This window comes from Herbidospora sp. RD11066 (genome assembly GCF_054661255.1).
In genome coordinates, this window is the sequence record NZ_BAAGDO010000016.1 from 46,749 (window position 1) to 69,462 (window position 22,714).

The 22,714-nt window shown below is 68.9% G+C and carries 24 protein-coding genes and 1 tRNA gene; 17 read left to right on the forward strand and 8 right to left on the reverse strand.

Going from position 1 to position 22,714, the window contains the following annotated elements:
- The first annotated feature begins 2 nt into the window (after positions 1-2).
- Genes ACYQ78_RS37740 through nuoH form a run of 3 tightly spaced genes read left to right on the forward strand, consistent with a single transcriptional unit; the run spans position 3 to position 1,964 of the window.
- Positions 3-500 (forward strand): NADH-quinone oxidoreductase subunit B, encoded by a 498-nt coding sequence (locus ACYQ78_RS37740; protein WP_459805794.1) that lies wholly within the window; start codon positions 3-5, stop codon positions 498-500.
- The gene (locus ACYQ78_RS37745) at positions 497-1,024 is read left to right on the forward strand and encodes an NADH-quinone oxidoreductase subunit C (RefSeq protein WP_459805795.1); all 528 of its coding nucleotides are present in this window, start codon (positions 497-499) and stop codon (positions 1,022-1,024) included. Before ACYQ78_RS37740 ends, ACYQ78_RS37745 begins: the two co-directional genes overlap by 4 nt.
- The gene (gene nuoH, locus ACYQ78_RS37750; protein WP_459805796.1) at positions 1,017-1,964 is read left to right on the forward strand and encodes an NADH-quinone oxidoreductase subunit NuoH; all 948 of its coding nucleotides are present in this window, start codon (positions 1,017-1,019) and stop codon (positions 1,962-1,964) included. Before ACYQ78_RS37745 ends, nuoH begins: the two co-directional genes overlap by 8 nt.
- Here nuoH and ACYQ78_RS37755 read toward each other — a convergent pair.
- Both ACYQ78_RS37755 and ACYQ78_RS37760 read right to left on the reverse strand, forming a co-directional pair.
- Positions 1,961-3,331, reverse strand: a complete 1,371-nt coding sequence (locus ACYQ78_RS37755) for a serine/threonine-protein kinase (RefSeq protein WP_459805797.1) — start codon at positions 3,329-3,331, stop codon at positions 1,961-1,963. The two genes, nuoH and ACYQ78_RS37755, sit on opposite strands and share 4 nt — an antisense overlap.
- Positions 3,332-3,370: 39 nt before the next feature.
- The gene (locus tag ACYQ78_RS37760) at positions 3,371-3,991 is read right to left on the reverse strand and encodes a ComEA family DNA-binding protein (protein ID WP_459805798.1); all 621 of its coding nucleotides are present in this window, start codon (positions 3,989-3,991) and stop codon (positions 3,371-3,373) included.
- Positions 3,992-4,147: 156 nt separating this feature from the next.
- Here ACYQ78_RS37760 and ACYQ78_RS37765 point away from each other — a divergent pair, with 156 nt between their 5' ends.
- The 7 genes from ACYQ78_RS37765 (at position 4,148) to ACYQ78_RS37795 (ending at position 11,324) form a co-directional block, all read left to right on the forward strand.
- Positions 4,148-4,906 carry a 4Fe-4S binding protein gene (locus ACYQ78_RS37765; protein ID WP_459805799.1) on the forward strand — a complete coding sequence of 253 codons (759 nt, stop codon included), beginning with the start codon at positions 4,148-4,150 and terminating at the stop codon, positions 4,904-4,906.
- Between the two features lie 80 nt (positions 4,907-4,986).
- Complete coding sequence (locus ACYQ78_RS37770; protein ID WP_459805878.1) at positions 4,987-5,436, forward strand: NADH-quinone oxidoreductase subunit J family protein; 450 nt, start codon at positions 4,987-4,989, stop codon at positions 5,434-5,436.
- Positions 5,436-5,744, forward strand: coding sequence for an NADH-quinone oxidoreductase subunit NuoK (gene nuoK, locus ACYQ78_RS37775; protein ID WP_459805800.1), 309 nt, complete (start codon positions 5,436-5,438; stop codon positions 5,742-5,744). Before ACYQ78_RS37770 ends, nuoK begins: the two co-directional genes overlap by 1 nt.
- The gene (locus tag ACYQ78_RS37780) at positions 5,741-7,567 is read left to right on the forward strand and encodes an NADH-quinone oxidoreductase subunit 5 family protein (protein WP_459805801.1); all 1,827 of its coding nucleotides are present in this window, start codon (positions 5,741-5,743) and stop codon (positions 7,565-7,567) included. The genes nuoK and ACYQ78_RS37780 overlap by 4 nt, the downstream gene beginning before the upstream one ends.
- Complete coding sequence (locus ACYQ78_RS37785; protein ID WP_459805802.1) at positions 7,564-9,045, forward strand: complex I subunit 4 family protein; 1,482 nt, start codon at positions 7,564-7,566, stop codon at positions 9,043-9,045. Before ACYQ78_RS37780 ends, ACYQ78_RS37785 begins: the two co-directional genes overlap by 4 nt.
- The gene (locus ACYQ78_RS37790) at positions 9,042-10,460 is read left to right on the forward strand and encodes an NADH-quinone oxidoreductase subunit N (RefSeq protein WP_459805803.1); all 1,419 of its coding nucleotides are present in this window, start codon (positions 9,042-9,044) and stop codon (positions 10,458-10,460) included. The genes ACYQ78_RS37785 and ACYQ78_RS37790 overlap by 4 nt, the downstream gene beginning before the upstream one ends.
- 48 nt (positions 10,461-10,508) lie before the next feature.
- Positions 10,509-11,324, forward strand: a complete 816-nt coding sequence (locus ACYQ78_RS37795) for a M48 family metalloprotease (protein ID WP_459805804.1) — start codon at positions 10,509-10,511, stop codon at positions 11,322-11,324.
- Here ACYQ78_RS37795 and ACYQ78_RS37800 read toward each other — a convergent pair.
- Positions 11,321-11,896, reverse strand: a complete 576-nt coding sequence (locus tag ACYQ78_RS37800; protein ID WP_459805805.1) for a pyridoxamine 5'-phosphate oxidase family protein — start codon at positions 11,894-11,896, stop codon at positions 11,321-11,323. The two genes, ACYQ78_RS37795 and ACYQ78_RS37800, sit on opposite strands and share 4 nt — an antisense overlap.
- A 19-nt stretch (positions 11,897-11,915) precedes the next feature.
- Complete coding sequence (locus tag ACYQ78_RS37805) at positions 11,916-12,905, reverse strand: WD40 repeat domain-containing protein (protein WP_459805806.1); 990 nt, start codon at positions 12,903-12,905, stop codon at positions 11,916-11,918.
- 88 nt (positions 12,906-12,993) lie between these two features.
- Between ACYQ78_RS37805 and ACYQ78_RS37810 the strand changes: the two genes are divergently transcribed.
- The 4 genes from ACYQ78_RS37810 (at position 12,994) to ACYQ78_RS37825 (ending at position 17,347) form a co-directional block, all read left to right on the forward strand.
- A complete protein-coding gene (locus ACYQ78_RS37810; protein ID WP_459805807.1) occupies positions 12,994-13,509 on the forward strand; it encodes a hypothetical protein in 516 nt (171 codons plus the stop codon).
- Between the two features lie 95 nt (positions 13,510-13,604).
- Entirely contained in the window at positions 13,605-14,309 is a 705-nt protein-coding gene (locus ACYQ78_RS37815) for an NUDIX hydrolase (RefSeq protein WP_459805808.1), read from the forward strand.
- A 24-nt stretch (positions 14,310-14,333) separates the two neighbouring features.
- Complete coding sequence (locus ACYQ78_RS37820) at positions 14,334-15,398, forward strand: 5'-methylthioadenosine/S-adenosylhomocysteine nucleosidase family protein (protein ID WP_459805809.1); 1,065 nt, start codon at positions 14,334-14,336, stop codon at positions 15,396-15,398.
- Positions 15,395-17,347, forward strand: coding sequence for a hypothetical protein (locus ACYQ78_RS37825; protein ID WP_459805810.1), 1,953 nt, complete (start codon positions 15,395-15,397; stop codon positions 17,345-17,347). Before ACYQ78_RS37820 ends, ACYQ78_RS37825 begins: the two co-directional genes overlap by 4 nt.
- 3 nt (positions 17,348-17,350) lie before the next feature.
- Here ACYQ78_RS37825 and ACYQ78_RS37830 read toward each other — a convergent pair whose 3' ends face one another.
- The 3 genes from ACYQ78_RS37830 to ACYQ78_RS37840 form a co-directional block, all read right to left on the reverse strand.
- Positions 17,351-18,067 carry an SDR family oxidoreductase gene (locus tag ACYQ78_RS37830; protein ID WP_459805811.1) on the reverse strand — a complete coding sequence of 239 codons (717 nt, stop codon included), beginning with the start codon at positions 18,065-18,067 and terminating at the stop codon, positions 17,351-17,353.
- A gap of 166 nt (positions 18,068-18,233) precedes the next feature.
- A complete protein-coding gene (locus tag ACYQ78_RS37835) occupies positions 18,234-18,725 on the reverse strand; it encodes a YajQ family cyclic di-GMP-binding protein (RefSeq protein ID WP_459805812.1) in 492 nt (163 codons plus the stop codon).
- A gap of 17 nt (positions 18,726-18,742) precedes the next feature.
- The gene (locus tag ACYQ78_RS37840; protein WP_459805813.1) at positions 18,743-19,225 is read right to left on the reverse strand and encodes a GNAT family N-acetyltransferase; all 483 of its coding nucleotides are present in this window, start codon (positions 19,223-19,225) and stop codon (positions 18,743-18,745) included.
- A 93-nt stretch (positions 19,226-19,318) separates the two neighbouring features.
- On the opposite strand from ACYQ78_RS37840, the gene ACYQ78_RS37845 reads away from it, so the two are divergent.
- Both ACYQ78_RS37845 and lysS read left to right on the forward strand, forming a co-directional pair.
- Positions 19,319-19,400: transfer RNA gene (locus ACYQ78_RS37845), tRNA-Tyr, on the forward strand.
- A 73-nt stretch (positions 19,401-19,473) separates the two neighbouring features.
- Positions 19,474-21,147 carry a lysine--tRNA ligase gene (gene lysS / locus ACYQ78_RS37850; RefSeq protein WP_459805814.1) on the forward strand — a complete coding sequence of 558 codons (1,674 nt, stop codon included), beginning with the start codon at positions 19,474-19,476 and terminating at the stop codon, positions 21,145-21,147.
- Here lysS and ACYQ78_RS37855 read toward each other — a convergent pair whose 3' ends face one another.
- Positions 21,148-21,702, reverse strand: a complete 555-nt coding sequence (locus ACYQ78_RS37855; protein WP_459805815.1) for a TetR/AcrR family transcriptional regulator — start codon at positions 21,700-21,702, stop codon at positions 21,148-21,150. It lies immediately after the preceding gene.
- An 81-nt stretch (positions 21,703-21,783) separates the two neighbouring features.
- Here ACYQ78_RS37855 and ACYQ78_RS37860 point away from each other — a divergent pair, with 81 nt between their 5' ends.
- Positions 21,784-22,692 carry an NADP-dependent oxidoreductase gene (locus ACYQ78_RS37860; protein ID WP_459805816.1) on the forward strand — a complete coding sequence of 303 codons (909 nt, stop codon included), beginning with the start codon at positions 21,784-21,786 and terminating at the stop codon, positions 22,690-22,692.
- Positions 22,693-22,714: the final 22 nt, after the last annotated feature.

Here is a 22,714-nt window from a genome sequence, read left to right on the forward strand (position 1 = left end):
CCATGGTTGATCTCCCCACCCCGACGTTCCGGCCTCCAGGCGGCCCGGCGGCCCGCCTCGCGCCGAAGCCGATGAAGTTCGTGCTGAACTGGGGGCGCCGTTACTCGCTGTGGGTCTTCAACTTCGGCCTGGCCTGCTGCGCGATCGAGTTCATCGCCACCTCGATGAGCCGCCACGACTTCATCCGCTTCGGGGTCATCCCGTTCGCCAACGGGCCACGCCAGGCCGACCTGATGATCGTCTCGGGCACGGTCACCGACAAGATGGCCCCGGCCGTGCTGCGCCTGTGGGAGCAGATGCCCGATCCGAAGTACGTGATCTCGTTCGGCGCCTGCTCCAACACCGGCGGCCCCTACTGGGACTCCTACTGCGTTACCAAGGGCGTCGACCAGATCATCCCGGTCGACGTCTACGTGCCCGGCTGCCCGCCCCGGCCCGAGGCGCTGCTCAACGGGATCATGAAGCTGCAGGAGAAGATCGCGGCGGAGGGCATGGCGTGATCCTCGACGAGTTCGGCTCCCGGGTGGTGGTCTCCGAGTCCTTCGGCGAGACGACCGCCGACGTCGGCGCCGCCGACTGGATCGAGGTCCTCACCTTCTGCCGCGACCACGGCTACACCTTCTTCGACTGGCTCACCGCCGTCGACGACCCGCCCGAGGGCTTCGCCGTCGTCGCCCACCTCGCCGACCAGGACAAACACCTGCGTCTGCTGGTACGCACCCACGTACCTTTGGCCGATCCCGTCCTCCCGTCGGCGGTCCCGGTGTTCCGAGGCGCCGACTGGCACGAGCGGGAGACGTTCGAGATGTTCGGCGTGGTCTTCGAGGGCCACCCCGACCTCAAACCGCTGCTGCTCCCCGACGGCTTCGAGGGCCATCCGCTGCGTAAGAGCTTCGTGCTGGCCGCCCGGGTGGCCAAGACCTGGCCCGGCGCCAAGGAGCCCGGCGAATCGGGCACGGGCTCTCCGTCGCGCCGGAAGATGCTGCCGCCCGGGGTGCCGTCCGACTGGGGGCGCAATGCCTGAACTGCTGGAAGTCGCGATCAGGGTGATCGTGATCGTCGGGACGTTCCTGCTGCTGCCGTTGATCGTCGGCCAGATGGAACACAAGGTCATGGCCCACATGCAGTCCCGCCTCGGCCCCATGTACGCTGGCGGCTTCCACGGCTGGGCCCAGCTCATCGCCGACGGCGTCAAGTTCATGCAGAAAGAAGACGTCATCCCGGCGGCGGCCGACCGGACCGTCTTCAAGCTGGCGCCGGCCGTGGCGCTGGTGCCCTATCTGGTCGTGCTCGTCGTGATCCCGGTGGGGCCTGGCCTGCTCGGGGTCGACCTCGACGCCGGGATCTTCTTCGTGCTGGCGATGATGGGCGTCGGCGTGCTGGGGTCGATCATGGCCGGGTGGTCGTCGGGCAACAAGTACTCAGTGCTGGGCGGGATGCGGTCGGCGGCGCAGCTCATGTCGTACGAGCTGCCCCTGGTCCTGGCGGCGGCGAGTGTGGCGATGGCGGCGGGCACCCTCTCGCTCCAGGGGATCGCCGCGGCGTGGGAGCCGTGGTGGCTGGCCTGGCAGGGGATCGGCGCGGTGGTGTTCTTCGTCGCGGGCCTGGCCGAGCTCAGACGGCCGCCGTTCGACATGCCGATCGCCGAGTCGGAGATCATCATGGGCCCGATGACCGAATACACCGGCATCCGGTTCGCCCTGTTCATGCTGACCGAATACGCCGGGATCGTGGTCCTGTCGGCGCTGACGACCGTCCTCTACCTGGGCGGCTGGCAGGGCCCGCTGCTGCCCGGCCCCGTCTGGACCCTCATCAAGGTCTTCGCCCTGGCGTTCGTGGTCATCTGGTTCCGGGTCAGCTTCCCCCGCATGCGCGAAGACCAGCTCCAGCGGCTCGCCTGGGTCGGGCTGGTGCCGCTCGCGCTGGTGCAGCTCGCCCTGACCGGGGTGGTGAAGGTCCTTTAGTGGACGATCCGCAGCATGATGTCCGATGCGGTCGGCCGGTTGGCCGGATCCTTGTCCAGGCACGAGGCGGCCAGATCGCGTAACGACGGCGGCAGCTTCATCAGGTCGGGCTGGTGGTTGATGATCCGGTTGAGGATCGCCGGGATGGTGTCCTCGCCGAACGCGTTCTTGCCCGACGCCGCGAACACCATCGTGGCCGCCCACGCGAAGATGTCGGTCTCCGGCCCGACCACCCGGCCGCCGACCTGCTCGGGCGACATGTAGGCGGGGGTGCCCATGACCTGGCTCGCCGTCGCGTTGACCTGGTCGAGCGCCTTGGCGATACCGAAGTCGATCACACGCGGCCCGTCGGAGCCGATCAGCACGTTGCTCGGCTTGAAGTCGCGGTGCACGATCCCCGCCTTGTGGATCGCCGCCAGCGCGCCGGAGGTCGCGAGCGCGAGCCGGGTCAGCCCGTCTTCGTTGCGGGGTCCCTGCTCCTTGACGAGCTGCTCCAGCGACACGCCCTCGACGTATTCCGACACGACGTAGGCCAGGTCGTCGGTGATGTTCACGTCGAGCACCCGGGCCGTCGAGAACGGCGCCACCCGGCGGGCGGCGTCGACCTCACGAAGGAACCGCGCCTGCGCGTCCCTGTCCTTGGCCATGTGGGCGTGCAGCACCTTGACGGCGACCTTCCGCCCCCGCTGGTCGACACACAGGTGGACGGCCCCCTGACCGCCCGCCCCCAGGTCCCCGATGACCTGGTAGGGCCCGATGAACTTCGGCCCGGGACCGTTGCGGGGCTGCGGCCCCATGGTCGAGGGATGGGTCGGCTGCGTGTGCGGCCGGGGCGGCGGAGTGCTCATGTGCGGGGGCTGAACATAGGTCGGCCGCTGCGGCTGGTGCATCGGAGGCTGGTGCATCTGCTGGGGCTGCGGCTGGTAGGTGACCGGCCGGGGCGGCGGCATGTTCATCGGGCGCTGCGGCTGGAACTGCTGCTGCGGCGGCTGCTGGGGCCGGGGCTGCTGGACGGGCTGCCAGGCGTGACCCGGCTCGAACACGCTGCGCCGGATGATCAGGGTGTGGGCCAGCCCGCCGAACCAGGCCAGGCACAGTCCCACGGTCGTCGTGGTGTCCAGCCAGGTCGGCATCATGTCGAGCTCTTCGTAGCTGCCGATGGCGATGAAGAAGACGAGGAAGTTCAGCGCGTAGACGCCGGTGGCGACGATGAGCCACGGGCTGCGCTTCCTGGCCGCCGCGTAGCCGATGGCGAACGGGGTGCCGAACCCGCAGGTGTACAGCGGAACCAACGCCCAGAACCAGGAGGCCGCCGAGTTCGTGGCGGGCTTCTGCGGCTGCTGCGGTGGTTGCCAGTACGGATGCACAGCGCGAACAATACGTACTTCCGCCGCCAAGCGCCTCTATTACGGGAGATAGACGCCGTATTCGGAGAGTTCGTCGTTCAACGTGACGGGGAGTTCGAGCAGGTCCGACAGGTCCTCGGCCGAGGTGAACGTGACGGTCCGGCTGCGTGCCTCCAATACCCGTTCGACGAGATCGGGCGTCAGCCCGGGAACGGTCCTGAGCACGATCGCGGGAGCGTGGTTGATGTCGACCAGCCCGCCGTCGTCGAACCGCCGCCCCAGATCGGGCCGCCCCACTCCTAAGCGCCGCGCCCGGCCGGGGTTGCGGGTGGCGAGCGCCCGCGCCTGCCTGCGCAGCAGCCGGGCCCGCTCGTAGGGGCAGGCAGGCCCGAAGACCTTCTTCCTGACGGCGAACGCGTGGAGCGTTCCGCCCAGCCACGACACGAAGAGGCCCAGCACCATCACCACGGCCCAGATCCCGGAGACCGTTCCCGTCGCGTTGCCTATGAGGAGCCAGGCGGCCATCGAGGCGGCGTACAGCAGCCCGGAAAGGGCCAGCCACCAGCTACGCCGCCAGAAAGCCGCCCACAGGAAGGTGAACGGCGTCGCGAAACCAATGGTGACCAGGGGCGCCACCGCCCACAGAAATCCGCGAGCCGCCGACTGCGGCACCTGGTCCATATGCGAAGGATACGGACTTTCTGTCTCGACCTGGAGAAAACCGAAAGGGCCGGGCCGTCACATTCACGGAGGCCCTCTTCTAGGGGATGATGTTGGATCGTGGCGCGCATACCAGGAACAGGCCTGGCCAAAGGCTTGGCCGTAACGCTGCGACACATGCTCAGTCGCTCCGTGACGCAGCAATACCCGGAGGTCCGGCCGGACCTCCCGCCCCGATCCCGCGGCGTGATCGCGCTGGTCGAGGAGAACTGCACGTCATGCATGCTCTGTGCCCGGGAGTGCCCCGACTGGTGCATCTACATCGACTCCCACAAGGAGACCCTCCCCGCGCCCGAGGGCGGCCGCCCGAGGCAACGCAACGTGCTCGACCGCTTCGCGATCGACTTCTCGCTGTGCATGTACTGCGGGATCTGCATCGAGGTCTGCCCGTTCGACGCGCTCTTCTGGGCCCCGGAGTTCGAATACGCCGAAGGCGACATCCGCAACCTTCTCCACGAGAAGGAACAACTGGGCGAATGGGCCGCGAGCGTGCCCGTACCACCCCGCCACGAACCGAACGCCGAACCTCCCAAGGAACTGACGGCCAGCCGCCGCCCGCCCCGACCTCCGGCAGGTGGAGGCGACGCGGCCCCCAAAGAACCTGCCGGCGAACCGAAGGCGCGGGGGCCACGCGACGTTCGGGCCATCCGCCCGCCCGGCGGATTGCCTGACCGGGCGCCCGGTGACGATGCGCCCGCCGCCGAGGAACCCCCGGCCAAGCCCCGGGCGCCACGTGACGTGCGGTCGATTCGGCCGCCGGGGCGGTTGCCCGATCGGTCCGCCGATGAGGCGAATGGCCCGGAATCGTCGCAGGAGAGGCCCGCGGAGTCTGGTGACGGTGGGGGCGGGGAGCGGCCCGATGGGGAGGGGCCGTGAGGGCCGTCGGCTTCTGGCCGCCGTCCACGCTTGAGGTCGTTTTCCTGCTGCTCGGGGTGGTGGCGCTCGGGGCGGCGCTCATGGTGGTGACGACCCGGCAGCTCGTGCACGCCGCGCTCTGGCTGGTGGTCTGTTTCGGGGCGCTGGCCGGGTGTTATCTCGTGCTGACGGCCGAGTTCGTGGCGTGGGTGCAGGTGCTGATCTATGTCGGTGCCGTGGTGGTGCTGCTGTTGTTCGGGATCATGCTGACACGGGCGCCGATCGGGCGCAGTGACGATCTCGACTCCGGCAACCGGGTGGTCGCGGCGCTGGTCGCGGTCGCCACCGCCGGGGTGCTGGTCAGCGTCGTGGTGGGCGGGTTCCAGCATGCCTATGCCGAGCTCCAGCCGGGCGCCGGGTCGGCCGAGGAGCTGGGTGCGAGCATCTTCCGGAACTGGGTGCTGCCGTTCGAGGCGCTGTCGGTGCTGCTGCTGGCCGCGCTGATCGGGGCGATCGTGCTGTCGCGTACCGACATCAAAGGGCGGCGCTGATGCACGTCGTCTATCCCGCCGTCGTGGCCGCGCTCCTCTTCTCCATCGGGGTGTACGGCGTCCTCGCGCGACGTAACACCATCCTCGTGCTGATGTCGGTCGAGCTCATGCTCAACGCGGTCAACCTCAACCTGATCGCCTTCGACGTCTGGCTGCGCGACGTCCTGCACTCGGGCCAGGTACTGACCCTGTTCGTGATCGTCATCGCCGCCGCCGAGGTCGGGATCGGACTGGCCATCGTGCTCGCCGTCTTCCGCACCCGCCGCGCGATCGAACTCGACAGGCTGCGCGATTTGGGGGAGCCGTGATCGCGTCGCTCGTGGTGGTCCTGCCGTTCGCGGGAGCCCTGCTCGGACTGCTGCTGTCGAGGTACCCCCACGGCCGCACCCCGGCCGACAACCTGGCCGCCAACAAACGCGCGGCCTGGTTCGGGGTCGTGCCGACCGCTCTGTCGGCCGGCCTCATCGGGTGGCTGGCCTGGGAGAACACGCCGTCCACTCAGGTGCTGACCGTGGTCGGCACCGGCGGGATCCCGATCACCGTCGGGCTCGAGGTCACCGAACTGTCGGTCCTGACGGCGATGCTCGTCGGCGTGGTGGCGCTGGCCGTGCAGGTCTACTCGGTGGGATACATGCGGGGCGAGTCCCGCTACCCCTCCTTCAGCGCCTTCATCAGCCTGTTCACCAGCGCGATGCTGCTGGTCGTCTTCGCCGCCGACCTCATGGTCCTGTACGTCGGCTGGGAGATCATGGGCCTGTGCTCCTACCTGCTGGTCGGGCACTGGTGGGAAGAACGGGCCAACTCGCGCGCAGCGATCAAGGCGTTCCTGGTGACCCGCCTGGGTGACGTCGGCTTCCTGTTCGGCATCTTCGTCCTGGGCTTCGCGGCCGGCTCGTTCCGCATCTCCGACATCCTGGCCGCCGACATCCCAGCCCCCACCCTGACCCTGGCGACCCTGCTGCTCCTGGCGGGTGTGGCCGGAAAGAGCGCCCAGGTCCCGCTGCACACCTGGCTCCCCGACGCGATGGCGGGCCCGACCCCGATCAGCGCCCTGATCCACGCCGCGACCATGGTGGCGGCCGGCATCTTCGTGGTGGCCCGCCTCTACGTCCTGTTCCCGCAGCCCACCCTCGACGTGCTCGGCGTGGCCGCCGCGATCGGCATGCTCGGCGCGGCATTGGCCGCTTTCGCCCAGAACGACCTGAAACGCGTCCTGGCCTACTCGACGATCAGCCAGCTCGCCTACATGGCCGCCGCCCTCGCCGGTGGCGCCCGCGACGCCGCCGTCTTCCACCTGGTCACCCACGGCGCCTTCAAGGCCCTGCTGTTCCTGTGCGCCGGAGCCGTCATCCACCACGTGGGCTCCAACCTGCTCCACCACATGGGCGGCCTGCGCCGCTCGATGCCCGTGACGTTCTGGACCATGACCATCGGCTACGCCGCCCTGATCGGCCTGCCCCCCGCCAGCGGCTTCTTCAGCAAAGACGCGATCTTGTACGGCCTGGAGCGCTCGTCCAGCCCGATCCAGCTCCTCCTCTACGGCTCGGCCCTGCTCACCGTGGGCGTGACCGGCGCCTACGCGACCCGGGCGTGGCTGATGACCTTCTTCGGCACCGGCAAGATCCAGGCGCTCCCCGAACCCGAGCCCGGCACCGCCCACGTCTTCGACGGCCGCGAGGCCCCCATGTCGATGCTGTGGCCGATGGGCGTCCTGGCACTCCCCGCCCTGCTCCTCGGCTTCACCGACGTCGGCGAGTTCCACCTCGCTCCGGCGGTGACCGCGCTGGTCGTGGCCCTGCTGGGCGCGGCCTTCGTCTACGTGATCTGGCGAGGGTCCCCCGAACGAGATCCGGCCCGCCTGCTCGGCGCCTTCCGCGACCCCTGCGAACAGGCCTTCTACGTCGACCGCCTCTACGCCGCCGTGTTCGTCAAGCCGGTGCTCGCGCTGGCCCGGGGCGTGGTCCGCACCGACGACGTGGCGGTCGACGGCGCGGTACGCGGATCCGGGCGGGCGACGGTCGGCCTGTCGGGCCTGCTCCGCCACCTTCAGAACGGCAACGCCCAGCTCTACGTGACGGGCGTACTGGCCGGAGTGCTCCTGATCGCGGTGGGGGCGGTGATGCTGGGATGAACGTGCTGTTGGTCGTGCTGCTCGCCGTTCCGTTGCTGGGGGCCGTTGCGCTGCTGGTTCCCGGGCCGCTGGGGAAGGTGGCGGTGCGGTTCGGGATTCTGGTCTCCGGGGTGGTGTTCGCGGTCTCCGTCGCGGTGGCCTCGGTGTTCGACTACGCCAACGCCGGGAGCATTCAGGGGACCGTCGACTTCGCCTGGATTCCCGGGCTGGGGGTCCGGTTTCACCTCGGGATCGACGGGATCTCGTTGCCGCTCGTGGTGCTGACCGCGCTGCTGACGTTGCTGTGTTCCGTCTATCTGGCGGGACACGTGCCCGAGCGGGCCAGGGAGCTGGTCTTCGCGCTGCTGGTGCTCGAACTGGGGATGCTCGGCACGTTCCTCTCGCTCGACCTGCTGCTGTTCTTCGTGTTCTTCGAGGTCGTGCTCATCCCCATGTACTTCGTCATCGCCATCTGGGGCGGCCCGGGGCGGCGGGCGGCGGCGTACAAGTTCATTCTCTATACCTTGCTCGGGTCGGCCGTGCTGCTGGTCGGCCTGCTTTACGTCTGGGCGCAGACCGGCACCCTCGACATGGTCCAGTTGGCCGCCGAACACCCGATGAGCCGCACGGCCCAGATCCTCGCCTTCGTGGCCATCGGCCTCGGGCTCGCGGTCAAGACGCCGATGTGGCCGCTGCACACCTGGCTGCCCGACGCCCACACCGAGGCCCCGACCGTGGGATCGGTGCTGCTCGCGGGCGTGCTGCTCAAGATGGGCACCTACGGCTTCGCCCGCGTGGCGATCCCGATCCTGCCCGAGGGGGCCGCCGCCGTCGCGCCGTGGCTGGGGGCGCTGGCCGTCGTCGGCATCGTCTACGGCGCGCTGGCCTGCCTGGCGCAGCGCGATCTGAAGCGGCTGATCGCCTATTCGTCCGTGGGCCACATGGGGTTCGTGCTCCTCGGCTTCGCGACGCTCACGCCGGTCGGGATCAACGCCGCCCTCTACGGGAACGTCGCCCACGGCCTGATCACCGGCCTGCTGTTCTTCCTGGTCGGGGCGCTGAAGGAGCGCCACGGCACCTCCGACCTCGACGAGCTCGGGTCTGGCCTGCTCGGGCGGCTGCCCCACGTGGGGTCGCTGCTGACGTTCGCCTGCGTCGCCTCGCTCGGGCTGCCCGGCCTGGCCGGGTTCTGGGGCGAGATGCTCGCCCTCCAGGGCGCCTACGAACCGGCCGCCGGGCTGCCCCGGCCGCTGTTCGTCACGTTCATGGTGATCGGCGGGCTCGGGGCGGTGCTGACGGCGGCCTACTTCCTGGTCATGCTGGCCCGGCTGACCCACGGTCCGTGGGGCGGGCCGGGCCCGCGGCCGAAAGACGCCACCCGGGTCGAGCTGACCGCATGGGTGCCGCTGGTCGTGCTGATCCTGGTCTTCGGGGTGTGGCCGTCGGCCCTGCTCGGGCTCACCACGCCTGCGGTGCAGGTCCTTCTGGGGGTGCCGTGATCCAGTCGATCGACTATTGGGCGATCGCCGCGCCGCTGATCCTGGCGTTGACCGCCGGGCTCGTCCTGCTGCTCGACGCCTTCCTGCCCGCCCGGCGCGGGGTCAGGACCGCCCTCGGCTGCGTCACCCTGGCCGCTTTGGTCGCCGCGTTCGGGGTGGTGGTGGCCCAGGCGGGGGGCACGTGGGAGACGTTCTGCGTTCCGTCCGTCGGGTGCTCCTACGTCGTCGACCCGATCACGGTCGTGTTCGCCGGGCTGGCGCTCGGCGCCGGGATCGTGGTGGTCCTGCTGTCGATGGGGCAGCTCGCCGACGGTGACGTCCCCGTAGGAGAGTGGTACTTCCTGCTGCTCGCGGCTCTCACCGGAGCCGTCACGCTGCCCGCCTCGCGCGACCTGATCATGCTGGTCGTGGCCCTGGAGCTCGTCTCGCTGCCGGTGTTCGCGCTGACCGCCCTGCGCCGCTACGACGGCCGCGGCGCCGAGGCCGCCCTGAAGCTGTTCGTCGTCTCCGTCGTCTCCACGGCCGTGATGCTGTTCGGCGTCAGTCTCCTGTACGGCGTCACGGGCGCCGTCCACCTCGACGCGATCGCGGCGGCGCTGGCCCAGCCCGAACGCCCGGGGGCGGGCCCGGTCGTGGCGGTCGGGGCCGTCATGGTCATCGCCGGGTTCGGCTTCAAGATCGCCGCCGTGCCGTTCCACTTCTGGGCCGGCGACGTCTACCAGGGCGCCCCGATCCCGGTCGCGGCCCTGCTGTCGGTCGTGTCGAAGGCGGCCGGGTTCGCCGGTCTCATCCTCGTCCTCACCCAGGCCCTGCCGAGCGAATCGGCCACCTGGACGCCGATCGTGGCGATTCTGGCGGCGCTGACGATGACCGTGGGGAACGTGCTGGCGCTCCGGCAGACCCACCCCGTCAGGCTGCTGGCCTGGTCGTCGGTGGCCCAGTCGGGGTACGTCCTGGCGCCCATCGCGACCACCGACACCCAGGCGGCCACCGCCTACCTGGTCTTCTACGCCGCCATGAACCTGACCGCGTTCGCGGTGGTCATGGCCGTGCCGCACGACACGCTCGACGGATACCGGGGGCTGGCCTTCGCCCGTCCAGGAGCAGGCCTGGCTCTGGCCTTCGCCCTGATCTGCCTGGCCGGGCTGCCTCCCGGGCTCGCCGGGCTGTTCGCCAAGGTCGTCGTGTTCCGCGAGGTCGTGGCCGGTGGCCTGGGGTGGCTGGCGGTGGTGATGGCGGTCAACACGGTGATCGGCCTCTACTACTACATCGCCTGGACGGCCCGGCTCTTCACCCCCGCCGACACGGTCAGGGCCGCCACGACCAGGCCCGCCTGGATCGCCGTGGCGGTGGCCGGGGTGGTGGCGGTGGCGTTCTCGGTGGCGCCCCAGCTCGTCCTGTCCGCACTGGGGTGAGGGAACGCCCCCACCTTCGCTCACGTTGAGCTAGGGAGGAGGTGGGCTATGCGGAGCAATGGGGCGCGTACCGCCGGGATGCTGGGCGGGTCCGCCGTGCTGATCGTCGTGGTGGCGACCCTGCTCGGGGGGATCACGGGGCTGGTGGCGGGGGTGCCGCTGGCGGTCGTCACCGTCGGGGTGGCCTACTTCTTCTCCGATCGGTTCGCTCTGGCGGCGCTCCGCGCGCGGCCCGTCGGCGAGGTCGAGCACGCCGCGCTCTACGGAATCGTCCGGGAGCTCTGCACCCAGGCCCGGTGGCCGATGCCCCGCCTCTACGTCTCGCCGCTGGCCCAGCCCAACGCCTACGCCACCGGCCGCACGCCCCGCAAATCGGCCGTCATCGTCACCCACGGCCTGCTCGCGCTGCTCGACGAACGGGAGCTGCGCGGCGTGATCGGCCACGAACTGGCCCACGTACACAACCATGACACCCTGCTCGCCTCGGTCGCGGGCGCGCTGGCCACGATGTTCACCACGTCGGGCTATCTCGGCCCGGTCTTCGGGGTGCGGCGCACCGACGACGAGACCCCGGCCACGCTGACCAGGGTCGTCACCGCGGTGCTCCAGCCGATTACGACCCGGCTGGTCAGGCTCGCGCTGCCGCCCGACCGCGAGTTCGCCGCCGACGAGGCATCGGCACGCATGACGGGCGACCCGCTCGCGCTCGCGTCCGCGCTGCGGCGGATCGACGCCAGCAACCGGGCGCGGCCGCTGCCGAGGAACGGGCGGATCGCCAGCGCCAGCCACATGCTGTTCGCCGGGCCGTTCTCGACCCGCCCGACCACCGCCGAGCGGGTCGCCAACCTGGAGCGGCTGCGCTAGCTGCGGCGGTTCGCCGGGTCGGTCTCCCCGGCGTGCAGGGCGAACAGGCCGTCGATGCTGTTCCTGGGCGCGCCCGACCGCTCGGCCTGGCGCTTCTTCGAACTCGCCAGTTCGTGGTGCTGGTCGAGGAGGGTCCGATCCTGCTCGTACGCCATGAACGGCACCGAGTAGCCGCACGAATCGGTGATGCGGTCGCAGCTCACCACGATCACCGACCGGACGGCCGGATGAGAGCCGAAGTTCTTCAGCAACGCCTCGAAGCGGGGGTCGTCCGGGGTCACGACCTGGCCGGTGCCGTACAGGCGGACGATGTTCGGCGGCCCGGAGAAGGCCGCGAACATGATGGTGATGCGGCCGTTGTCGCGCAGGTGGGAGATGGTCTCCACGCCGCTGCCGTCGAGATCGAGGTAGGCGACGGTGGTCTCGTCGAGGACGGCGAAACTGTCGGAGTAGCCCTTCGGGGACACGTTGACATGGCCGCCACTCTCGGGGGCGGTCGCGACGAAGTAGACCGGCTGGGAGGTCACGAACGCCCGCAGCCGGTCGGTGATCACGTCATATTGTTTGCCCATATTCGGACGATAACCCTGGTCATTCGCCCGGCAGCCACCATATCCACAGGTTGGACTTCAAAGTCCACGTGTCGATTTTCCTGATCTCGCCGGTACGGATGTCGATGCTCCGCAGCCCCCCGCCGATGACGGTGGCTTCGGAGGTGTTCCGATACGTCCACAGAAGCAGCCGTTCGGACGTCTCCCAGGCCAGCCTGTTCGCCCGCTCGCCCTTCGGCAGCGTCACCCTGACCGGCGGCCCCACCGAGTCGGTCGACAGGTCGTAGACCCGCACCGCCGACTGGCGGCCCTCGATGAACACCGCGATGCCGCGCCCGTCGTCGGCCAGCGCCAGCGGATAGTTGTCGTCGACGACCTGCGGCACCTCCTGGCTGTTCAACTCGCCGTCGGCGTCGATGGACGTGAACAGCGTCGTGTTCTGGTCGGACACACTGGTGACCATGACCGCGGACCCGTCGCCGCTGAACCCCTGGAGAGCGGTGCCGATCGGCAGCGTGTAGTAGCGCCCCGACGCCACTTCGACGATCTTCGTGAGCAGCTTGCCGTCCGCGTCGATGTAGTCGATCGCCAGGTGCTTCCCGTCGTTCGACAGCAGCGTGTCGACGTCGTTGACCGTGATCCCCTTCGGCAGCTTCGCCGCCGCGCCCTTCAGCGGAGCGACCTTCCCGGTGGTGAGGTCACGGATGACCAGCTTCTTGGTCTTCGCGGTGAAATAGGCGAGCTTCCTGCCGTCACCGCTCAACGCCGGCTGCAGCGCGCTCTCGGTGTCGACGCCCCCCGACGCCGTCACCCGGTGCACCTGCGCGTCGGCGAGCGGCGTGGTGGTGCCATCGCGCCGAGTGATCATCCACTGCCCGCACGGCACCGTGTAATCCTGCTTCGGGCACGACTTCAGCCAGACGTACCGGGCCGGCGCGGAGGCGGCTCCCGTCCGCGCCTCCGCGACCGTCGCCGGCGACATGACCGCGAGCGCCGTTATGGCGGCGGCCACGAATGCGCGAGTCTTCATCTGATTCCTTTCGTCACCGGAGTAGATGCCGGAACCGGTGGGAAAGTTGGCAGCGTTTCGCTATCCGGTATGTGATGGAATCTGGCGAATGGAACGCGCACGCCAGTTATTGGGCGACCTCCTGATCCTCCTCACGCTGGCGGTCATCGCGGGCGGCGTCTTCCTCGGGAGCCATTACGCGATCACGGATGATCTGAAGGTGTATTCCGGCTCGTACGAGCCCCTTCGGGGCGTCATGATGCCCGAGGTCTACGAGCCGGCCCTGACGACCAGCTTCGAGGTGCGCGGCGGCCTGCTGACGCGGCAGCTCCACTCGACGTGGAGCACGACACTGCTGGTGGGGCTGGTCATCTGGGCGGCGATCGGGCGATACGCGTACGCGTTACCCGCGTTCGCGCTGGCTTGTGTCGCCGCGTTCGCCGGGATGCAACTCGGTGAGGGCAACCCGCCTGTGCCGGTGTGGTTCGCGGTGCACGTGGTCGCCACTGTCGCGATGGCGGCGATCCTCGGTTATTCGTCGTGGCGTGAGGCCAGGGAGAGACCCATCTCCTTCGGGTACGTCGCGGCCGGGGTCGGCGTGCTGGTGGCGTTGGGCCTGATCTGACAGCGTTTCAGTAAGGCTGGCGTACCGGAAAAGTCGTATCAACGTAGCGTTTGATGTGTCTTTTTGTCATTCTGACAAAAAGCTACGGTTGCCCCATGGACGACGACTCCTGGGACGCGCCGACCGTGCCGCTGGCGGTCGACCTGGTCATCCTGACCCTGCGAGACGCCCGTCTTCACGTGCTGCTCATCGAGCGCGGCGTCGAGCCGTTCCGTGGCGCCCTCGCTCTACCCGGCGGGTTTCTCAGCCATCTGGAGGAGGATCTGCTCGCTGCCGCCCACCGCGAACTGTCGGAGGAGGCGGGCCTGGCCGACGTCCCCCATCTCGAAACACTCGGCGTCTACGGCGAACCCGGTCGTGATCCACGCGGACGGGTCGTCTCCGTCGCCTACCTCGCGATCTCACCGAGGCTGCCCGACCCGGTCGCCGGGACCGACGCCGCCGGAGCCTCCTGGACTCCGGTCGACGACGTCCTGTCGTCCCGGCTGGAACTGGCCTTCGACCACCGTCGGATCGTCACCGACGGGGTCGAGCGCGCCCGGGGCAAGCTCGAACACTCGGCCCTCGCGACCGCCTTCTGCGGCGAGACCTTCACGATCTCGGAACTACAGGAGGTGTACGAGGCGGTCTGGGGAGTCCGGCTCGATCCGCGCAATTTCTACCGCAAGGTCAAGCACGCCAAGGGGTTCATCGTCCCGGCAGGCCCCATGCGCCGGACGGAGACCGGCCGCCCGGCCCGACTTTTCCGGGCGGGCCCGGTCCAGATGCTCAATCCCCCCATGGTCCGTTCAACGGCGTAGCCACGCCCAAGGAGGAACGCACGAATGACAGACCGTTCCATCGTGATCCTCACGGCGCTCGAAATCGAATACGCGGCCGTACGCAAGCACATCGTCGCCCCCTCGCCCCAGCGCCACCGCGCGGGCACCCGGTTCGATGTCGGGCGCCTTCCCGGCGGCGTGGGACAGGTGGCCCTGGGTCTGGTCGGCGCGGGCAACCACCCGGCGGCCGTACTCGCCGAACGGGCGATCGCCACATACGAACCGGCCGCGCTGCTCTTCGTGGGCGTTGCCGGAGCCCTCTGGCCCGGCACCGCGCTCGGGACCGTCGTCGTGGCCAGTCATGTGTACGCCTACCACGGCGGCACCAGCCAGGACGACGGTTTCAAGGCCCGCCCCCGGGCGTGGGAGATCGACCACGGGCTGAGCCAGCTCGCCCACCACGTGGTCCGCAGCGGTACGTGGGACTCGGAGGTCTACTTCAAGCCCATCGCGGCGGGTGAGGTCGTACAGGACTCCTCGATCTCAGAGCACGCGAAGTGGGTGAAGCAGACCTACAACGATGCGATGGCGATCGAAATGGAGGCGGCCGGCGTCGCCCAGGCCGCCCATTTCAACGGCGGGCTCCCTATGGCCGTGATCCGCGGCCTCAGCGACCATGCCGACGGCACGAAAGTCACCACCGACCGCAAGGGGTGGCAGGCCAAGGCGGTCGCGAACGCGGCGGCGGTCGGCCTGGCCCTGGCCGACGCGATCACCGCCGAGCCGGGCGAAACCCGACGTTCCGGCACTCCCGAGCCCAACGGGCAGAACATCGCCAGGGACAACGCGAGGGTCGGCATCCAGGCGGGCGCCATCTACGGCGGCGTCCACCAGGGGGACCTCCGCTCCTCCGAGCCGGCAGGAGACCTGACGGCCCTCCGCGTCGCGCTGGTCCGGGCACGGCGGTCGGACCGCCTCGACGAGGCGACCTACGCGGCGGCCCAGACGGAGCTCGGGCTGGCTCAGCGGGAGCGGAGCCCGCTGGCGCTCAAGAGACTGCGCGGTCTGGTGATGGACGTGCCGGAGCTGGTGAGCCTGGTCGAGGCGCTCATACGAGGTGACTCGTGAGCAATTACGCGGAGGACTCCGCCATAGTCGGCATCCAGGCGGGGACGGTCCACATAGATAAGTATTACGAACTTCCTCCTAATCCGACGCTTGAGGACAGGTTCGAGCTCGGGCTCAACTACCTCCGAGGCGGCTCGGCGGAGAACGCGAGGGCGGTGATCTGCGCAGCGGTCCTCGACGGGTACGTGACGAGTCGTTCCTGCTTCTACCTGCTACTCGTCCTGCTGAGCGGCCGGACCCTCCAGCAGGTGCCGGAGGAGGAACTCGAGATTCTGCACCGAGCGCGGAAGGACCTGACCGGGCACCCGGAAGACCAGTGGACGCAGGGGATCAAGGCGATCGGCACCGTGGTCACCTCTCTCCAGAAAAAGGGGTTCGACGCTCAGGCCGAGGCGGATCTCGGCGCGCTACCCCCCGAGCAACGAGACGAGATCCTGCGTAATCTCGAAATCTTCCTCAGCGGCCCCACGCTGGAAGCGTTCTGGACGCGCTCTTTCGAGGCGGCCGAGAAAGACCGCTTCGGAGGAAACCGAAAGGAACGGACCTGGAAGTTCTTCCACCCGATGCCCGCCGGACCAAGGGCGAGACCCGTCCGCCCGATGATGATCACGGCTGGCGACAGGCTTGGCCTGACCGCGGCGAGCGGCTTCACCGCACTCGGGCTCGGCTATCTGGTCATCGTCTCGTGGCAGCACACCTGGTCGTCGACGCTGTTCGCCGTCGCCCTGCTTACGGGCGGAGCACATGTCTGTGCCCGTCTCGCGCCGGTGTGGAATTTCCGGGTGATCCGCCTGCGACTCAAAGACGAGGAGTGGTCGAGCCCGGCACAGGACGAGGCCGATGACCGTCGCAGGGGCTTCGCCGGCGAGATCGACCGGCAGTTCAAGCACTATTTCGGCCGGTACGTGCCAGAAAACACCGATCGGGACGCATGGCTGGCCGCCACTAAGGGAATCCGGCAGCACCTCCGTGACGAGGTCGTGGAGGTCTACCGGGAAGAGAGAATCGAAGCGAAGAAGGTCGCCTGGCTGACCAGGCACCTCGTTCACGACGTCAAGACGAACTGGGAGAAGGGCACCCACCGGGCCTATCGGACCGAACTTCACGTCCCGGCGAGAATGAAGGTCACCTGCGTCCTAGCCGTGACGGTGATGAGTGTCGGTGTGGCCTTGGTCGGATGGAACGCCCTTCATCTGCGGCCGGTCAGCGTCATCGCACTGACCGCTCTCCTCGCACTGGTCGCCCGCTTCGCCGTCCCCGCCTGGCTGCGCATCACCTGCGAGCGACTCAGGCACGCAGCGGACGAGGCGGAACACGCAGAGAAGAAGGCCCGCCGCACGGACGCCCTGGAACGCTGGCGGGCCAAACTCATCGATCGCCCCAACGACGTGGACATGGCCGCCTGGCTCGACTGCGACCGCAAGATCCTGATGGCCGACGCGATGCGCCACTACAAACTGGCCGCCTCCGACATCGTCGCCCTGGCTTTCATCGAAGGACACGCCGAAGACTACGATCGCGCCAGCTTCAGAAAGGGCCCATGGCGCTACTCACGGTACGAGGTGCTCGTCTTCCTGCTGACCAACGATGGCGTGCGCCAGATGAAGGCCGAACTCGACTTCCCGAAGGCGACGTTCCACAACCGCAGCCGCATCAACTTCCGCTACGACGCGGTCGCGTCCGTCAGCGCGACCGCGGCCGACGACGGGGACAAGGAGTTCGAACTCACCCTGATGACCGGCCGCACCATCAAGGTCGCCGTAACCGGGCAGAGCCCGCAGACGGGAGACGGCGCCCCCTCGATGTCCCAGATCACCCTCGACACGGCCGGCCTCGGCAACACGCTTCACGTCCTCGAAGGCATCGCCGCCGAGGGCAAGCAGTGGATCCAGAACGAACGCAGAAGAGGGAAGATCAAACTCGACGACTTGACGAACATCTTCGAGTAGAGGTCAGATCAGCGGCTCGCCGCCGTCGACACGGAGCGTCACGCCGGTGAGGAACGGGCTGGTCATCGCGAAGATGACGGCTTTGGCGATGTCCTCGGGGATGCCGATCCGTCGTGCGGGGTTGCGGGCGCGGAGGTCGGCGAAGTAGGCCTCTTTGCCCTCTTCGCCGAGGGAGTCCCAGATACCGGTGTCGATCACTCCGGGGGAGATGGTGTTGACCCGGATGGGGCCCAGTTCGAGGGCCAGCGACCGGGTGAGGAAGTCGACGGCGCCGTTGGTGATGGCGACGCCCAGGTAGCCGATGGCGGGCTTGAACGCGGCCACGCCGGAGAACAGGACGAAGGACCCGCCTTCGGCGATGTGCGGGGCGAAGTGCTTGGCCACCATGACGGGGCCGATGACCTTGGTGTCGAACGAACGCCGGAGCGCTTTTCTGTCGAGCTCGGCGAGCTGGCCTCTCGCTCTCGATGATGCGGTCGAGACGACGTGGTCGACCTGACCTAGCCGCTCCGCCAGCGCGGCAATGCTGTCGTCGTCGGTGATGTCGACGTGCTCGGGTGTGATGCCCTCGTCGTCGTAGGCGGTGCGGAGGGCTTCCTGGTCACGTCCGGCGACAACGACGCGGGCGCCGTGGGCGCGCGCGGCCAGCACGATCGCACGGGCGATCCCGCTACCGCGCCCGATCACCACTACGGTCTGGCCCTCAAGCGACGACGGCATCGTGGCACCACTCCCTGCTCGTTCTGTATTTCGACGCTAACGAGCGGAGGGATGGCCGGGATGGTGCCGGTGACACCTTTGACCGTTCCTCGGGGAAAAGGCTCAGGGCACATGACCGCCTGGAGATCGGCGCTCGTGTGCCCTGAATGTGCCGTGCCCGGCGGGGTCAGCGGTAGTTCTTGAACTGCAGTGCGATGTCCAGGTCCTTGCCCTTGAGCAAGGTGATCACATCCTGCAGGTCGTCCTTCTTCTTGGAGCTCACCCGCAGCTCCTCACCCTGAATCTGCGCCTTGACGCCCTTGGGCCCCTCATCGCGGATCATCTTGGAGATCTTCTTCGCGTTCTCCTGGTCGATCCCCTCCTTGAGGGTGATGACCAGCCGGTATTCCTTACCGGACAGCTTCGGCTCACCCGCGTCGAGGACCTTCAGAGACAGCCCGCGCTTGACCATCTTCTCGCGGAACACGTCGAGGACCGCGTTGGCCCGCTCCTCGCTGTTCGCCTTGATCTCGATGTCCTTCTGGCCGGACCAGGAGATTTCCGCGCCCGTGCCCTTGAAGTCGAAGCGGTGCCCGACCTCTTTGACCGTCTGGTTCAGCGCGTTGTCGACCTCCTGCCGGTCGATCTCAGAGACAACGTCGAAACTGCTATCGGCCATCGGTGTCCGTGTCCTCTCTACGTTCCTACCGACCTTAGCCGCCTCATGACCACTCGCGGCGCCACCTCGATGCCGAGGTCCCGTTCATGTGCTACGAGGGCGGCGAGTTCCGGCCCCCAGGAAGCGGCGGGGAGGATGGCAAAGCCACGCCTGGCGTACCAGGGGGCGTTCCACGGGACGTCTCTGAAGGTGGTCAGGGTGACGTCGCCCAGGGCGCAGACCGCTTCCAGCAGTGCGGTGCCCAGGCCTTTTCCCTCGTGTACGGGATGCACGGCCAGCTGGTCGAGATGCGTTCCGCCGTCGACGACGCCGACCAGGGCGAAACCGGCAGGGGGGTGGCCCGTGACGTACACCCTGCTCGGGTCCTGTACTTCCTCGATCATGGTGGTGCCCGGAGGGAAGACGATGCCCAGAGGGGCGAACTTGGCGTCGGCGCGGCGTTCGAGGGCGGCGAGTTCCGTCAGTTCGGCGGGGTCGGGATGTCGGATCACGGGGTTCATCCTGCGACACGGACGTCTGGGACAAACCGATGTCACGTCTGCGGTCGGAGTCCGCTATTCTCTTACCTGTCGCCGCCGAGAGGCAGCTGACAAGGCAGATTGCCCGAGTGGCCAAAGGGAGCGGACTGTAAATCCGTCGGCTAAGCCTACCCAGGTTCGAACCCTGGATCTGCCACACAAAGCTCTGAGGCCCTTTCGGGGGCCTCTTTGCGTTTCTGGGCACGCAACGCGAGAGGGAAGTACGACCAGTGGCTGAGAAGACCGAGGTCGATTGGGTCTCCCGGTTCGCCGACGACGTCATCGAGGCGGCCGAGCGGCTCGCCCCGGGCAAGACGATCGTCTGCGCCTCGGGGCTGAGCCCGTCGGGGCCGATTCACCTGGGCAACCTGCGTGAGGTGCTCACTCCTCACCTGGTGGCCGACGAGATCCGGCGGCGCGGGCTCGACTGCGTCCACATCCTCTCGGTCGACGACTTCGACCGGTTCCGCAAGGTGCCGGCCGGGGTCGACCCCTCGTGGAGCGAGCACATCGGGAAGCCGCTGACCTCGGTGCCCGCTCCGCCCGGGAGCCCGCATCCCAACTGGGCCGAGCACTTCAAGGCTCCGCTGCTGGACGCGCTCGCCGAGCTCGGCGTCGAGGTCCACATGATCAGCCAGACCGAGAAGTACACCTCGGGGGCCTACCGCGAGCAGATCCTGCTGGCGATGCGCGAGCGCGGGCGGATCAACGCCATCCTCGGCCAATACCGGACCAAGGCCGCGGAGGTTCCGGAAGACGACGAGGGTTCCGGGGCGGCCACGGAAGACGACGGCCTGAGCGTGTCGGGCTACTCGCCCTACAAGCCCTACTGCTCGGTCTGCCTGCGCGACACCACCACGGTGACCGCTTACGACGACGAGACCACCATGCTCACGTACACCTGTGCCTGTGGGCACGGCGAGACGGTGCGCCTGGCCGAACACGACTTCGGCAAGCTGGTGTGGAAGGTCGACTGGCCGATGCGCTGGGCCTACGAGGGCGTGATCTTCGAGCCTTCCGGGGTCGACCACTCCTCGCCCGGGTCGTCGTTCGTCGTCGGCGGCCAGATTGTGCGCGAGGTATTCCAGGGGACGCAGCCGATCGGTCCGATGTACGCCTTCGTCGGCATCAGCGGCATGGCCAAGATGAGCAGTTCGAAGGGCAGCGTCCCGACCCCGTCGGACGCGCTGGAGATCATGGAGGCGCCGCTGCTGCGCTGGCTGTACGCCCGGCGCCGTCCCAACCAGTCTTTCAAGATCGCTTTCGACCAGGAGATCCTCCGCCTGTACGACGAGTGGGACTCCCTCCAGCGCAAGGTCGCCGCCGGGACGGCCGAGCCGCTGGAGGCGGTCGCCAGCGACCGCGCGGTCAGCACCGCGGCCGGTCCGCTGCGGGCCACCGAGCGGCCCCTCGCCTACCGGATGCTCGCGTCGGTCGCCGACATCACGACCGGCCACGACGAGCAGATGCTCCGCATCCTCACCGACCTCGACCCCGGCAACCCGGTGACCTCCCTCGACGAGGTCCGGCCCCGCCTCGACCGGGCCGCCCACTGGACCGCCACCCAGGTGCCCGCCGACCAGCGGACCCAGGTCCGCGACGAGCCCGACACCGAGCTGCTCGAGACGCTCGACGACGCGCAGCGCGAGTCCCTGCGGCTGCTGCTGGCGGGGCTGGACGATGCGTGGTCGCTGGAGGGGCTGACGACGCTGGTCTACAGCGTGCCGAAGGTGATGGCGGGGCTCGACGCCGATGCCAAGCCGACTCCCGAGGTGAAGGTCGCGCAGCGGCAGTTCTTCGTGCTCGTGTACACGCTGCTGGTCGGGCGCGACGCCGGGCCTCGGCTGCCGACGTTGCTGCTGGCTCTGGGGGCCGATCGCATCCGCAAGCTGCTCGGCGGCTGATCAGCTCGGTGCCTTCAGGCCGGCCAGGAGTGTTTCCAGCAACCCCTCGATCGCGGCCTCCCGGCTGACCTCGCGGGAGGCGCGCACCGACGCGATCGCCATCAGCGCCACCCGTACCTCCCGCACGGACACCCCCGCCCTGAGCGCCCCCGCCACTCTGGCGCGTTCGACCAGCGCCTCCAGCATCAGCGCCTGCGCGCGCCGGTCCTCCCCGAACGGCGCGGGGGCGGTGAACAGCGCCTGCACCAGGCCCACCGACCTGATCTGGTGGGCCGCGAAATGGCGGATCACCGTGCTGAGCGCCGTCCACGGGTCGGGTTCCGCGCAGGCGGCGCGCATGTCGGCGCGGCAGGCGGCCACGTGGTCGGCGAGGGCGGCGCCGACCAGGTCGGCGCGCGCCGGGAAGTGCCGGTAGACCGTCGCGACGCCCAGCCCGGCCAGCCGGGCGATCTCCCGGGTCGGTACGTCCAGACCTTCGCGGGCGAAGGCGTCGCGGGCCACGGTGACGATGGTCTGCCGGTTCGCGTGGGCGTCGACTCTGGCTTTCCGAGGCACTCCGGCGGGCCTCCCTCTCACTTCGTCCGGTTCCGGAACAGGTGCTCCGGAAACCTGTTTACCTCAGCGTCGGAGGTCAACATGCTGGCAGTGCAGTTCCATCGGTTCGGTTCCCCGGACGTTCTGGAGATCGGTGAGGCACCCGATCCTCATCCCGGGCCGGGGCAGGTCCGCATCAAGGTGAAGGCCGCGGGGGTATCGCCGGTCGATCTGGCGCTGCGCGCCGGGACCTCCCCGGCGGGGGCGCATCTCGCACTGCCGCACATCCCGGGGGTCGACGCCGCCGGGATCGTGGACGAGATCGGGGTCGGCGCCACCGTCGGCATCGGTGACGAGGTCTTCGGGGTCGTGCCGCTGGCCGGGCTCGGCGGGGCCACTGCCGAATACGCGGTTCTCGACTTCTGGGCCCGCAAGCCGGGCGGGATGCCCTGGACGGAAGCGGGCGGAGCGGGCACCGGGGTGGAGACCGCCACTCGCGCGCTCGATGTCCTCGACGTGCGCGAGGGCATGACCCTTCTCGTCGACGGCGCGGCTGGTGGGGTCGGCGGCATCGTCGTCCAGCTCGCCGCCGCTCGGGGTGTCCGGGTGCTGGGGGCGGCTCGTCCGGAGAGCCATCCGTTCCTGGAATCGCTCGGGGTCCGGGCCGTGACCCTTCAAAGAGTGGACGGAACCGTCGACCGCGCCCTCGACGTCGCAGGAGCGGGGTCGCTGGACCGGCTCATCGAGCTCACCGGGGGAGCGGAGAACGTCGTCACCCTGGCCGACTTCGAGGGGCCGTCCAAAGGAGTGAGGATCTCCATGGGACGGCTCGCGGGCGAGCCGGACGGTCGGCACGGGCTCGCAGTGGCGGCGGCGCTCGTGGAGAAAGGGCTTTTCCGGGTTCCGGTACGCGAGGTCGTCCCGGCCCGGGACGCGGCGGCGGCCCATGAGCTCGCCGCGCGGTCTCCCCGGCAGGGGAAGGTGATTGTCGACCTCGTACACTTGTCATAGTGTCCGGTGTACTAGCACGGTC

What these genes read in the sequence shown, in the direction of transcription:
- ACYQ78_RS37740 (WP_459805794.1), top strand. Translation starts at nt 3, where the DNA reads ATGGTTGATCTCCCCACCCCGACGTTCCGGCCTCCAGGCGGCCCGGCG.
- nuoH (WP_459805796.1), top strand. Translation starts at nt 1,017, where the DNA reads ATGCCTGAACTGCTGGAAGTCGCGATCAGGGTGATCGTGATCGTCGGG.
- ACYQ78_RS37760 (WP_459805798.1), bottom strand. Translation starts at nt 3,991, where the DNA reads ATGGACCAGGTGCCGCAGTCGGCGGCTCGCGGATTTCTGTGGGCGGTG.
- ACYQ78_RS37765 (WP_459805799.1), top strand. Translation starts at nt 4,148, where the DNA reads ATGCTCAGTCGCTCCGTGACGCAGCAATACCCGGAGGTCCGGCCGGAC.
- ACYQ78_RS37770 (WP_459805878.1), top strand. Translation starts at nt 4,987, where the DNA reads ATGGTGGTGACGACCCGGCAGCTCGTGCACGCCGCGCTCTGGCTGGTG.
- nuoK (WP_459805800.1), top strand. Translation starts at nt 5,436, where the DNA reads ATGCACGTCGTCTATCCCGCCGTCGTGGCCGCGCTCCTCTTCTCCATC.
- ACYQ78_RS37785 (WP_459805802.1), top strand. Translation starts at nt 7,564, where the DNA reads ATGAACGTGCTGTTGGTCGTGCTGCTCGCCGTTCCGTTGCTGGGGGCC.
- ACYQ78_RS37795 (WP_459805804.1), top strand. Translation starts at nt 10,509, where the DNA reads ATGCGGAGCAATGGGGCGCGTACCGCCGGGATGCTGGGCGGGTCCGCC.
- ACYQ78_RS37800 (WP_459805805.1), bottom strand. Translation starts at nt 11,896, where the DNA reads ATGGGCAAACAATATGACGTGATCACCGACCGGCTGCGGGCGTTCGTG.
- ACYQ78_RS37805 (WP_459805806.1), bottom strand. Translation starts at nt 12,905, where the DNA reads ATGAAGACTCGCGCATTCGTGGCCGCCGCCATAACGGCGCTCGCGGTC.
- ACYQ78_RS37810 (WP_459805807.1), top strand. Translation starts at nt 12,994, where the DNA reads ATGGAACGCGCACGCCAGTTATTGGGCGACCTCCTGATCCTCCTCACG.
- ACYQ78_RS37815 (WP_459805808.1), top strand. Translation starts at nt 13,605, where the DNA reads ATGGACGACGACTCCTGGGACGCGCCGACCGTGCCGCTGGCGGTCGAC.
- ACYQ78_RS37820 (WP_459805809.1), top strand. Translation starts at nt 14,334, where the DNA reads ATGACAGACCGTTCCATCGTGATCCTCACGGCGCTCGAAATCGAATAC.
- ACYQ78_RS37830 (WP_459805811.1), bottom strand. Translation starts at nt 18,067, where the DNA reads ATGCCGTCGTCGCTTGAGGGCCAGACCGTAGTGGTGATCGGGCGCGGT.
- ACYQ78_RS37835 (WP_459805812.1), bottom strand. Translation starts at nt 18,725, where the DNA reads ATGGCCGATAGCAGTTTCGACGTTGTCTCTGAGATCGACCGGCAGGAG.
- ACYQ78_RS37840 (WP_459805813.1), bottom strand. Translation starts at nt 19,225, where the DNA reads ATGAACCCCGTGATCCGACATCCCGACCCCGCCGAACTGACGGAACTC.
- ACYQ78_RS37860 (WP_459805816.1), top strand. Translation starts at nt 21,784, where the DNA reads ATGCTGGCAGTGCAGTTCCATCGGTTCGGTTCCCCGGACGTTCTGGAG.